Source organism: Dolichospermum sp. LEGE 00246 (assembly GCF_015207865.1).
In the GTDB taxonomy this organism is placed as follows: domain Bacteria; phylum Cyanobacteriota; class Cyanobacteriia; order Cyanobacteriales; family Nostocaceae; genus Dolichospermum; species Dolichospermum heterosporum.
Genome location: NZ_JADEWA010000095.1, coordinates 1 through 14,057 on the forward strand (window position 1 = coordinate 1; position 14,057 = coordinate 14,057).

4 protein-coding genes and 1 pseudogene are annotated in these 14,057 nt (G+C 38.6%); all 5 read left to right on the forward strand.

Going from position 1 to position 14,057, the window contains the following annotated elements:
- Positions 1-113: 113 nt before the first annotated feature.
- A pseudogene (locus tag IQ228_RS09160) lies at positions 114-1,532 on the forward strand (AAA family ATPase); the annotation flags it as partial.
- Positions 1,533-1,680: 148 nt separating this feature from the next.
- Positions 1,681-2,229, forward strand: coding sequence for a WGR domain-containing protein (locus tag IQ228_RS09165; protein ID WP_193962699.1), 549 nt, complete (start codon positions 1,681-1,683; stop codon positions 2,227-2,229).
- Positions 2,230-2,699: 470 nt separating this feature from the next.
- The gene (locus IQ228_RS09170; protein WP_193962700.1) at positions 2,700-7,817 is read left to right on the forward strand and encodes a DEAD/DEAH box helicase family protein; all 5,118 of its coding nucleotides are present in this window, start codon (positions 2,700-2,702) and stop codon (positions 7,815-7,817) included.
- 781 nt (positions 7,818-8,598) lie between these two features.
- Entirely contained in the window at positions 8,599-13,638 is a 5,040-nt protein-coding gene (locus IQ228_RS09175; RefSeq protein ID WP_193962701.1) for a Calx-beta domain-containing protein, read from the forward strand.
- A 38-nt stretch (positions 13,639-13,676) separates the two neighbouring features.
- On the forward strand, positions 13,677-13,955 hold the full coding sequence (locus IQ228_RS09180; RefSeq protein ID WP_193962702.1) for an NEW3 domain-containing protein: 279 nt from the start codon (positions 13,677-13,679) through the stop codon (positions 13,953-13,955).
- Positions 13,956-14,057 lie beyond the last annotated feature (102 nt).

Consider the following 14,057-nt stretch of genomic DNA (forward strand, 5'->3'; position numbering starts at 1 on the left):
ATATTATTCTCTTTTCAACAGTTTAGTCATATATCAATCGCGGCGATTCTATTATTAACTTCTATCGTGGTTTCTTTTCTTTCATAAACTGCTTCAATAATGTAGACATTATTTTTAGGAATAATCCTCACATAGACCCTTTAATATATGTATTCGAGTACATCAACAATTTCGAGGGGAATGGGGTTTTCGTCTTGGGAGATATTCACCCTTTTGTGGGTAAAAATTCCCTGCAATTGAGTTGGGAAATTCTCACGAGAGTCAAAAACTTGTACCATCGTCTCAAACCAACTGAAAAGCGCATTGTACTTCTGGGTCAAAACATTCAACTGCATGAATCTTTATTGAGGCTTATTCCTTGCTGTGAAGTTCCTTTACCCAGCATTGAGCAAATTCAAGACCACTTAGAATCATATTTGCTCTATTTGCAAGAATCTGCCAGTGAGCAAGAGGTGAATTTTACAGTTTCTCTGACCACTGAAGATAAAGAAACCTTGGCAAGAGCAGCATTAGGACTAACTTTGGAAGAAATCAGCGACTTCCTGCGGTTGACTGTGAAGGAACGATTAACTTCTCAAGGCATTGTGATTGATGCTACAGTCATTTCCTTGGTTGTCGAATACAAAACCCGGCTATTGGCTCAAATGGGTATTGAACTGGGTAAACCCACAACAATACCTTTTGGCGGTCTGGATTTACTACGGGATTGGCTGCAACGCCGTCGTCGGTTATTTTCCCAAGAAGCGCGTTAGCGAAGCTCGCCGAAGGCATCGCTCAATTTACCCCAACCTAAAGGAGTGCTACTAGCGGGACCACCGGGGACAGGTAAATCAATAGTAGCGAAGAATATTGCCACCATCCTCAATCTTCCATTGTTGCAACTAGACATTGCCTCAATGCTTGGTAGCCTAGTGGGAGAATCTGAAGGTAATGTCCGCCGCGCACTCAGTACGGCTGAAGCGATCGCTCCCTGTGTCCTTTGGATTGATGAAGTTGAGAAGGCACTTTCCGCTAATGGCGATACTTCTGGGGTTTCGCAAAGGATTTTAGGAAATATCCTCACCTTCATGTCTGAGTGTACAGCAGGGGTGTTTGTGGTGGCAACCTGTAATGACCCAACTGCTTTACCAATTGAGTTTAAGCGCAAAGGACGGTTTGATGAGAATTTCTTTGTTGATCTACCCACAGAAATAGAACGTTGTCAAATTCTCAGGATTCATCTGGGACGCTACGGTATAAAAGTTCCTGAAGAGTATCTGGAAGCGATCGCTGCTAGTACCAGCAAGTTTAGCGGTGCTGAATTGGAAACTCTAGCCTCAGAAGCCGCACTACTGGCTTTTGATGAGGAAAGACCGCAGCAGGTGACACTAGCTGATTTAGAAAATTGCCAGCGAAATATTACGCCTTTAGCTGTTCAAGATGCTGCTGCTGTTGAGCGGATGCAGTCTTGGTCAAAGGTGGCACGACCAGCTTCTAGTCCTGTGCAGGTTTCCAAGAGAAGTCTTCGTACCTCTAAATTCCGTACCAATTAGATTGCCTCCGGCACAGAAGTAAGCGAACTGCTTGCAGCAGCGCTTCGCTATCGCTTTCAGTAGTCAAGTAAGCCATAAATCACTAAACCGCTAAATACCAATTGGAGTTTTTAGCGGTTTACCACCATGAAATATCGTTGTAATCATCATGGAAATATATTTAGTATTCGTAGATGCTGCCCAGAATAGCAATAAGTTCTGGAGTGCTAAAGTTGAGCAAGAAAATTTAACTGTTGAATGGGGTCGAGTAGGCTACAAATCTCAACAAAAAGTTCACTCATTTGGTAATTTTCAACAAGCAGTTTCTAAATTTCACAATCTCGTTGCTGAAAAGAAAATGAAAGGCTACCGAGAAAGCCAGCCTCAAATCGATCATACTTCTGATTCTTCGGAAATTAAAAAAGCTATTCAATTATTAGAAATATTACGTCCTTATGTAGCTGAAAGACAATTTGCAAATAGCAATTATTTAGAGACATTAAACCAATATCTCAAAATTGTCCCTACACCTTTGGGCATGAAAATAATCCCCTCCTTAATATACCGTCATGTAGGAGACGTAGACCATCAACTATCACTACTAAACTCTTTATTGGCAACTGAATCTGTTCAAGGTGAAAATACAGCAGAATCTGGTAATGACAGGAAAGTTGTCAGCTTAAAAACAATTAGTAAGAACTTTTGGAGGCATATTTAATACTGTTCAACATTCAAATTCTCAAGTTTTTCAACCTGTTAATGTAATTTTTTCAACCATAAATGTTCACAAATTATTTATAAATGATATGGCTTACTAACGAATGTAAGCTATATTTTTTCTCTGATATCATTTTACTTTAAAGATGCACATATAGCATTTCCTAGTCTAATGAAGTACAAAATCATCGGAATCATCACAATTTTACAAAAAAGCAGAATAAGTATCTGAAAACTCTCTTCTTGCTTCTTACCTTCGTGTCCTTCGCTCCTTCGTGGTTAGTTCATTTCATGTCTTGACATCAGACAAAAAATAAACTTACACATTTGGGATGCTCCCAAATCATCTGCGTTTATCTGCGTTCAATTATTACTGCCCATACTTGACTTGAATGCGAATATCTATAACATATTTAAATCGTAAATTTGCGCTATGCGCCCATTACCAAAACTATTTTTTGGAAATGGAATATGTTTACAATCAATTCAACAATAGAATCAGAATTAAAAGCCACACCCCAACAAAGATGGGAAAACAATAAACAGGCAATTATTACCCTGCAAACACTCAACACTACTCCCACCCAAGAACAACTACAAATATTAGCCAAATTCAATGGATGGGGTTGTTTACCTGAAATATTTAGTTTAAATCCACAAACCAGATGGGTTGGTAAAGCACAAAAAGAATTGCTAACTTTACTGGAACAAAATGAATTTAATAACGCTGCCAGTAGCATATTAAATGCCCATTATACAGAACCAAAAATCATCCGTAGTATTTGGGAAATGCTATCGCGCATAGGATTTACAGGAGGCAGAATCTTAGAACCAGCTTGCGGTACTGGTTTATTCTTTGGATTAATGCCAGAAGATATACGCTGCAACTCAAAACTATTTGGCATTGAATTAGATAAAACACCCGCTACTATAGCCAAACATTTATATCCCGAAGCTCAAATCTATAATCAGGGCTTTGAAAAAGTCAGCTTCCCCGAAGGATATTTTGATTTGGTATGTGGGAATTTTCCCTTTGGTGACTATGGAGTAAATGACTCAAAATATAACTTTCTCGGAGTCAATATCCATAACTATTTTCTAGCCAAATCTGCCGACTTAGTGAGAGAGGAAGGGTTAATCGCAGTCATTACTTCTACCTACACTTTAGATGCTCCCAGTTCTCAAAAGTTCCGGGCTTGGTTAGGACAAAAACTAGAACTGGTAACAGCCGTAAGACTTCCTAGTGGAGTATTTAACACCATAGCTATAACTCAAGTTAGTCCCATTCTACTAATCTTTCAAAGAGTAAAAAATCCTCGTCATGCTAATACATCAAAATGGATAAATACTCAAGAAGTGCAAATTATTCCTCAAGATTGGGGTAATGAAGGTGACAAAACTAAAGCTCATCTCAACGAATATTTCTTGAGTGAATTTCAAGGCAGAAGTTTTGATAAATATTATCAAAACCAACTGCAAAAATCTCCCCAATACACACATTTACAACAGAGAATCTATCCTCATGTACATCACTTATTAGGTACACCAAGCATTAATAAACTGTACGGTGAAGGTTTTGCCCTCTTAGATGATGGTAGAGATTTATCTGAATCCCTGTGCAAAATACCTCTCAATGTAAACTACTCTCCTAGAAAGGAAACTGAAGAACTACGGTTAGTTCCCCCTGAACTGCAACATATTAAAGAAATGGCTTTTTGTATTCATGAAAACCAAATTTATCAAAGAGCGAAAAGCCATTTAGTTTTAGTAGAAACAGTAGAGAGAAATCGAATTGAAGATTTTTGGCAACTCCGTAGCTGTTTAATAAAAGTCATCAATGCCCAACAAACAGTAAATGATGAGGAATTAACACAACTCCAACAAGAACTTAAAAACAGCTATAACTCATTTATTCGTAAATGGGGCAGAATCAATAGTAAGCACAACCTAATCCATTTGGGAAAAGACCCCAACTATTATTTAGTCAGAACTCTAGAAAAGAGCAATTACAAATTAGCTGATATTTTCTCTAAACGAGTCTGTCGTTCATATTCTGCTCCCACAAAAGTTAATTCAGCCCAAGATGCTTTAACACATTCGCTGAATATCAAAGGTTGTCTAGATTTGGATTATATCTCAGAAATTAGCCACCTGACTCCAGAGGAAATTATCCAGGAACTCGATACTGATAATCTCATCTTTTATAATCCAAATACCCAGAAATGGGAACTCGCGGCTCAATATTTATCTGGTAACGTCTACAGAAAACTGCAAGAAGCAATCGCAGCTAATTTAGCAAAAAACATAGAAGCACTCAAAGCAGTTCAACCGTTACCAATGCTGCCAGATGCTACAGAAGATATCAAACTTGCTTGTCTAGAAACATCAAATATTGATTGGAATTCTCTCACAGATTCCCAAAAAGATAAAATCTTGAACAAGAAAATTCACATAATGCTGGGTACAAACTGGATTAAACCAGAAATTTACCAGCAGTTTGCGAAAGAGATATTGAAAATTAAAGTAACGATATCTCATATTACTTCATCTAGCACATCTTTTTGGACAATAGGAGGGAATTCTGACGACCTTACAGAATACGGCACAAGTTATATAGATAGTGCCAAACTTTTGGAAAAAGGATTAAATCGTCAAGACCCCAGAATCATTATTTACGCAAGCAAGGATACCATCAATACTGTAGCCTCTAATGAAGCAACAGAAGAAGCCAGAGCTAAATTAGAAGTTATCAAATTTGCTTTTAAAAATTGGATTTGGGAGAATCAACAAAGATGTGTGGAACTGTATACATATTACAACACACAAATTAATGTTTTCTCTGCTCGAAAATATAATGGTAATTACCTCCAACTTCCGGGTAGTAATCCTCATGTGCAATTAAACTATTGGCAATTAGATGGTGTTTCTAGAATCCTTGAAGAAAATGCCACTTTTCTAGCCCATGATGTAGGACTTGGTAAAACATATACCATGATTGCATCTATCATGGAATGCCGGAGGTTAGGATTAGCTAATAAGCCAATGTTAGTTGTGTTGAATGGCACTGAAAAACAAATTGAAGAGAGTTTTAGATATCTCTATCCAATGGCAAACTTATTAGTTCCTGATAAGTTAGATGCCGAAGGGAGAAAAATCTTCACTGCTGCCATTCAAACAGGGGATTTTGATTGCACTATCATTACTCATTCTCAATTCTTTAGTTTAGCATTATCGGAGGATTATCAATTAGCGTTCCACAATCAAGAAAAAGAAATTCTCCAAGCTTTCTTGAGAAACGAGTCAAACGACAGAATCACTACTAAACAATTGAAAAAGGCGTTAAAAAGCCTAGAAAATAAAATCAACAAGGTAACAGCATCAACAAGAAAAGACAATCACATTGATTTTGATAATTTGACAGATATGTTGGTGATAGATGAGGTTCATGAATTTAAGAATCTCTCGATTATTACCAAGATGTACAACATTAGAGGTATTCCCAAAAGTTGGAGTCAACGTGCTAGTGATACCTACATGAAGATTCTACATATTCTGGGAGATATGCTCACAGAAACTTGTTCTCAATTCACAGGAAAAGTAATTGGTGCAACGGGTACAATTCTGTCCAATACTATGGCAGAATTATTTAATTGGATGCGGATGTTTCAACTTCCTAAATTACGAGAATTAGGAATAGAAACTTTCGATGAATGGGCTAGTCAATTTGCAGAACCTACTTCTTCGGCTGAAGTTACTGCTAGTGGTAAATATAAAGTAGTAACTCGATTTAAGAGTTTCTGCAATATCCAAGCTCTCCGAGGGCTGATGGATCAGTTTGTTGACCTCCGCACAAATGATAATATTGGTGATGTCTTAAAACGTCCAAAACCTAAGTTTATTGATGTTGTTGTAGACCCATCTCCAGCACAGTTACAATTTCTTAGGGATGCTCTCAAAAGGTCTGAGAAAATTTACACTCGGCAAGTTGCACCCAGCATTGATAATATGCTGAAGGTAACGACGGATCTCACAAAAGCTGCTTTAACAATGCGCTTATTGGGGGAAACTAAAGAAGCAGATATCAGTAAGTTGCATGAATGTGTTTGGAATAGTTGGCAAATTTGGAAACTGACGAATACTGTCAAGGGAACTCAATTAATATTCTGTGATGCTAGTATTCCTAAACCAGATAAATACAGTACATATTTGTATTTAAAAATGCTGTTTATAGCATTAGGAATTCCAGAATCACAAATTGCGTTTGTCCATGATTTCAATAAATCTAAACGGACTAAACTGTTTGAGTTAATTGATTCAGGTGCGGTGCGTATTTTACTGGGAAGCACGAAGAAATTAGGTACTGGTTGCAATGTCCACCGTCGCGGATTATGGGCTATACACCACCTAGATGCCCCTTGGCGACCTTCTGACTTAACTCAAAGGGAGGGAAGAGGTATCAGGCAGGGAAATGGGGAATTTATGGGTTTTACCCTACCTTTTGTGTGGATATTTAGGTATATTACTGAACGTCTAGATGCTCTCAGATGGCAAACTTTACAATGGAAGCAGGAAATGACGGCTAAATTCCTCAATGGTGAGGATTTGGATAATGTTGAAGATTGTGATCAGGGGATTTATTCCTATGCTCAAATTAAGTCAATGGCTACAGGAAATTCTCTGTTAATTGAGGAGTCCAATTTGCGTAGTGAGTTGAATTCTCTACTCATTCAACAAAGGAGTCATCAAAGACAACAATTTAGTTTGGGTTGGAATATAGATAACTGGAATCGCAAAATTCAAGATTTAGAACGCAAGATTGACTGGCTTCAGGAAGATTTGAAAATAATCAAGCCAGTTTTTAAGGAAATAAAAGCAGCGCAAATTTCTAGACGAATATCTCTGGAGTGTAAAAAGATTTTCCAGAATCAAAATACTTCGACAAGAAAGGTTGCTAATTACCGAGGTTTTGATGTGTACGCTTATTATCGTCCTGGTAATAATAAGTTAGGTGTTTACATCAAATGTTGTGGAAATGAGTATTATTTCCCCTGGGTTATTGATAACAAAAAAGGAAGTATTGAGTTTCAACGTTCTCATCCTTTAATCAGTCTTGATACTATGATAGATTCATTGCCGGAATATCTACCAAGATTGCAGGAAGAATTGGAAAATGCAAGGGTTGAAAAAGCAAGATTGGAATCTCTTGTAGGACAATCTTTTCCACATTCAGAGAGGATTGATGATGTCTCCAAACGATTGCAGGAAATTGATGCTATTTTACAAGAAGATGAAGCTGCTTTAGATACATCAGAATTATCTTCTAATGATGAGAATGGTGAAGACAGTGATGATGATTTCTGGCTAAATGATGAAAGGTGTATTCAAGAATGCCATATTCACCCAGGAATAGTAGACAAATTGTTTAGTCGCAGCACGGAAGATATCGAATGGATTAGTGATATTTCTCAAATTATCACGACTATCAAACCTATTAATTCCTACCCTCCTACATCTAGCACAATTAGCAAAATTCATGATTTTCCTAGCAGTCTAAAGAAGGTAGCAGGTGTGCAACTAACTCTGTTTTAAGATTACTGTTAGGGTTTTTAATTACTTCAAAACTGGGTATTGGGGAAGTAGTTCCCTAATACCTATTTTTTATTTTTTAAGTTAGATAATGAATACTTCAAAAACATTACATACATCATTATTTTCCTTTTCATTTATATCTCACCTCAACTTTTATCGAGTCTGAGATCAATACTTATTAGTTTATCTCAAAAAATAAAATCATGTAGCGATCGCTACGCCCGCCGCAGGCATCGCTTAACATTCAAGATGGTCGTTACAAAAATTAACCGGACAGTATTGAATCTTACGTATGGACTAGACTCCAGTCTAGCCAACTTGTCCTTTTTATGCCTAAGAACACACTAAATTTTCCCAATAATCACTTAATTATCAATATTTACGCTCAAATCTATCTGTAGATAGATGACATGATAGACTTCTTGCCTGTATTTGTATTCTTCAATACACTAGGTTCGATCTAAGTAAAAGCACTGAAAATATTAATGTTAATTCCCTCTACCCTGAATGAGAAGTCAAGGGTTCTAGCAATTTTTAATGTGGGAGGGAATTTTTGCTGCAAATATGCGGTTTTTACTGAGAAAATGTTGCAATTTGTATAAATTTACAAATAAATATCAACAAAGAATCAGCAAATTTTACTAAATTTAGCTGTTTTTGCTATTGCTATTGTTTTAAAAGGTGCTTATTATTTTAAAAGACAACCTATCAGAAAAAATAGAAGTTGTTGTATCATCATCTAGTTTTTATCCATCCGTAAGTTCTATTACTATATACTTTTATGACATCTACACCTGCCAATAGTTCTCTTACCGATAACTTGTATCTAAATCAGGCTTTATTACCAGCATTGGAACAAGTAGAATTACGTCTGAAGGATTTTGCTAACAGTGAAGAATTTGTAGCAAAAATACGGTTGGCTTTTGGTGATACGTTTGATAAAGAAGCCGCTTTACGTCTGGGAAATGCTTGGAAAAATCAAGATTTTAGAAACATCCCAGCAATTACCATTCTTTCTTCAGCGGAATTAAATGGGGCAAATGGAGCTTTTGCGGCTACTACGAATACAATTTATCTATCACAAGAGTTTGTTGCAAATCATCAGGAAGATGTCGCAAGTATCACCAGTGTTATTTTAGAAGAAATAGGTCATTGGATTGATAGTCAAATTAATACTGTTGATTCAGTTGGAGATGAAGGGGAAATTTTCTCGGCTTTGGTGGTTGGTAAAAACTTATCAGAGGAGAATTTAAATCAACTATGGAAAGAAGATGACAGTTCTGTTTTGATAATTGATGGTTCTCTGATCGCAGTGGAATTGTCTGAACCAGGGGATACCATAGCAACAGCAATAGATTTCGGAACATTAACCTATAGTCTTACACCACCTCTAGCTGCTCCTGTTCTCAAACAAGTTAGTGATGTAGTTGGCGGAACTGATAGCGATGATTACTTCAAATTCACTCTAACTCAAACATTAGGGGTGTATCTCAACTTCAATGCTACAACTAATACCACATTGGAGTTGCTTAAGCCTGATGGTACTGTACTCAATACCAAGTCTGGACAATCCAATTCACTGACTCAAAATCTAGACGCAGGAGACTATTATCTTCGTCTATTCACAGGGAATAGCACTGCTAGTAATTACAGTCTTAATCTAAGAGTTGGTCCTCAGGATCTGGCGGGGAACGATCGCCAATCTGCTAAAGATTTAGGAGCCTTAACGTCAACCCCAGTTAGTAATGCTGATTTCGTCTCTAATTTATTATTAAACGATCAAGACTGGTACAAATTTACAATAAGTGAGACAAGTACTGTTAATTTTGCTCTTACAGATGGAGGTACTTCCTTTTTTACTCGTCTTTCTATTTCCACCAGTAATGGTAGCACTGTAGATAGTTTAAGTAATGATAGTGGCAGTACCAGTACCTCTCTACAAAAGACTTTGGCAGCAGGGACTTACTTTATTAATGTATCAGAAAATGGATTTGGATCTGTCAGTGGTTCTTCTCTTGCTCCCTATACTCTCACGCTCTCGGCTGTACCCAGCACAACAACCGATCCAGGGAACACCATAGCAACAGCAGTAGATTTCGGAACAATAACCTACAGCCTTACGCCACCTCTAGCTGCTCCTGTTCTCAAACAATTTAGTGATGTAGTTGGCGGAACTGATAGCGATGATTACTTTAAATTCACTCTAACTCAAACATTAGGAGTGTATCTCAACTTCAATGCTACAGCTAATACCACATTAGAATTGCTTAAGTCTGATGGTAGTGTAATCAATAGCAAGTCTGGACAAGGCAATTCACTCACTCAAAATCTAGACGCAGGAGACTACTATCTTCGTCTATTCACAGGGAATAGCACTGCTAGTAATTACAGTCTTAATCTAAGAGTTGGTCCTCAGGATCTGGCGGGGAACGATCGCCAATCTGCTAAAGATTTAGGAGCCTTAACTTCAACTCCAATTAGTAATACTGATTATGTATCTGGGTTACTTTTAAACGATCAAGACTGGTACAAATTTACAATAAGTGAGACAAGTACTGTTAATTTTACTCTGATAGATGGGGGTACTTCCTTCTTAACTAGTCTTTCTATTTCCAACAGTACTTTTTCTTTTGTAGATAGTTTAACTAATGACAGTAGCAATACCAGTGCTTCTCTACAAAAGACTTTGGCAGCAGGGACTTACTTTATTTCTGTATCAGAAGGTGGAACTACATCTGCCAGTCAATCTTCTTTAGCTCCCTATACTCTCACTCTCTCGGCTACAACTAAGCCTCAGCCATCCATTTCTATCAATAACATCAATGTGACAGAAGGTGATGTTGGCACGGTTAATGCCACCTTTGATGTTAGCCTTAGTGCAATAAGCGATCAAACGGTTACTGTTGACTATGCCACTGCCAATGGAACAGCTACTGTAGGTAGTGACTATACAACAACAACGGGAACGCTGACTTTTAATCCAGGAGAACTGAATAAAACTATTACAGTTCCAGTCATTGGCGATTTGTTGGCGGAAAGCGTGGAAAACTTTTTAGTTAATTTGACTAATCCAACTAATGCCACGATTACCAAAAGCCAAGGTGTCGGTACAATCAATGATAATGATACGATTGATTTAGTAGTTACCAGTGCTACAGCCCCTCAATCTGCTATTTTAGGAAGCCCGATCGCAGTCTCTTGGACAGTTACTAATCAGGGAACGGGGACAACTGATAAAGATTGGAGTGATTATGTTTATGTGTCTGACGATCAAGTGTATGACCCTACTGATACCTTTGTCACTTTTGAGAACATCATCACACAGACACCGTTAGCAGGTGCTGGTAGTTATACAATTTCTCGTAATATTACTTTGCCAAGTACGGCTACAAGCGATCGCTATTTGCTATTCGTAGCTGATCGCAATGGAGGGCAAGTAGAAACAGATGAAACTAATAATACAAAAGCTGTTGCGATTAGATTAAGTGCGCCTGGTACGTTAGCCTTCAGCAATCCTACTTACACCGTTAATGAAGATGGCACATTAATCGGTACTGCCATTACAGTCACCCGTTCGGGCGGTAGCGATGGGGAAGTTAGCGCCACAATTAACTTGAGTAACGATTCCGCTACTGCACCTGCCGATTACAATAACTCGCCCATCACCGTCACCTTTGCTAATGGCGATGCTGCATCCAAAATCATCACGATTCCGATTGTCAACGATACTTTAGCTGAGGGAACAGAGACAATTAACCTTACTCTGACTAATCCTACAGGTGGCGCTATTCTAGGTTCTCAAAATACAGCCGTGTTGGGGATCGTAGATGACGACATTCAACTCAACTTTAGTACAGCCAATTACACTGTTCGTGAAGATGGGACTGCGGTTACAGATATCATCATTACGCGATCGGGCAAGTCATCGGGAGCCGTAAGTACTACAATTACCTTTACCGATGGAACTGCGACAGGATGTGGTTGTGCTGCTAGTTCCGTTAATAATGACTTTTTCAATGGTTCCTTTACTGTTACTTTAGCTGATGGTGAAACCAGTAAAGTTCTAACTGTAGAAAATGCCAGCTTAGGTGGCAGTAATGCCATTCGCATTCGTAATGATGTCAAAGTCGAAAGTGATGAAACCTTTACCATTAACCTCACTAATCCCACGGGTGGAGCCACCATAGGCGATCGCGGTAGTGCAACAGTCAAGATTCTCGATGATGATGTGGAACTGGCTTTTAGTGCGGCTAACTTCAGTGTTAAGGAAAATGGAGAGGCTATAACCGCCGTCACCGTTACTCGCAATGGTAGATTAACAGGGGTAGTCGGTGCAACCATAAACTTAACCGACGGAACCGCAACTTCACCGAGCGATTACAATAATACGCCGATCGCTATTTCCTTTGCTGATGGAGAAACCAGCAAGACTGTCTTCATTCCTGTTAATAACGATATTATTGTTGAACCAGATGAAACCGTTAATCTCAGTCTTACCAACCCCACAGGTGGTGCGACTATAGGAAGCCAGAGTACAGCAGTCTTGAAAATTATAGATAACGGGCTGTCTCCAACTTTGGGTGTATCGATTAATAAGGATATTATTGCAGAAAGTGCTACGGCGATAGGTACTGTTACTCGGAATATAATTACCGATCAGGATTTGGTTGTTACTCTTGTAAGCAACGACACCACTGAAGCCACAGTTCCTACTCAAGTCACCATTTTAGCGAACCAAGCTTCTACGACTTTTAACATTAATGCTGTTGATGATGGCGTGCCAGATGGAGCGCAACCCGTGGTTATCACAGCATCAGCTACGGGCTTTAGTAGTAGTTCGCGCAATTTGACGGTGACTGATATTAATGCACCTGATTTAGTTGTCTCTAATTTGAGTGCAACTACGCTTTTATTAACTGGGAAGCAAGCTTCCTTTAGCTACAAGGTTGAGAATAAGGGTATCGCTAAGGCAACTGCATCTGATGCCAGTCCATTAGTAGATCGCGTTTATCTTTCCACTGATAATAAGTTAGATAGTAGCGATACTCTGTTGGGAGAATTTCAGTTTAAAGGTGATTTAACCGTTGGGCAATTTTATGAAAGAAACGTTTCCTTCTTCGTTCCCAAAACTACTGGACAATATTATTTAATTGCTCAAACTGATGCAACAAATTCCATCAATGAAGGCGGAAGTATTGGGGATAATAACAATACCACTATTCTCCCTGTTTCCGTTGCTGCTGCTTATCGGGCTACAGTTTCCACCGATACAGAAGTTGGAATTTCGGGGCAATCATTTGTTTTCAAGGGACAAGCGTTAAGCAATCTGGATAATTCACCCATTCCTTTTGAGTTTGTCACCGTTGCAGTGAAGAATAATGGAACTGTGCGAGAGTTGTCGGCTTTTACCGATGGTAGTGGCAATTTTACCAGCACGTTTAAACCTTTAACGGGTGAAGGTGGGCAATATCAAGTTAATGCTTATTTCCCGAATAATCCCACTGAGGATACTGCACCTGAAGACAGCTTTAAGCTATTGGGAATGCGTTTTACTAGCAATGGTGTTTCTAATAAGGTAATTGCTAATCAGGCATTTACGGGACAGGTAAGTTTACAAAATCTGACGGATGTTGCTTTAAATGGTCTGACTGCCAAAATTGAGGGTGCGCCAAGTAATTGGAATATTCAAGTTAATGCGCCTGCAACGTTGGCGGGTTCGGGTAGCAATAATATTAGTTACACCATTACTGCACCGAATAATTCGGTTATTACTCAAGATACGTTTAATTTAATATTAAGCTCACCAGTGCAGAAGGGGTAACGGCGAGTTTACCTGTGAGTGTTGATTTAGAAAGAATCGTGCCGCGTTTGGTGGCTTCTACTAACATTGTCAGTAGTGGGATGTTGCGTGGGAATCAAACGGCGGTTGAGTTTAATGTAAAAAATGAAGGCGGGGCAGTTGCCAAAGATATTGAGGTGTTGCTGCCCGATGCGCCGTGGTTGAAGTTGGCTTCACCGACAAAGATTAATTCTCTTGCCCCTGGGGAGTCAACGAAGGTGACGTTGTTGCTGACTCCTGATGCGAATTTACCGTTATCGGAATATAAGGGTAAGGATCGTGGATTAAATAACCTGTAATTCTGGTTTAGCGGTGTAATTCCATTGCGGCAAGAATTCATCAAAAACAATCTTCATGTTTGATTTGAAATCAAGAGCCACTTTTCGACCTGTTTGATAGGT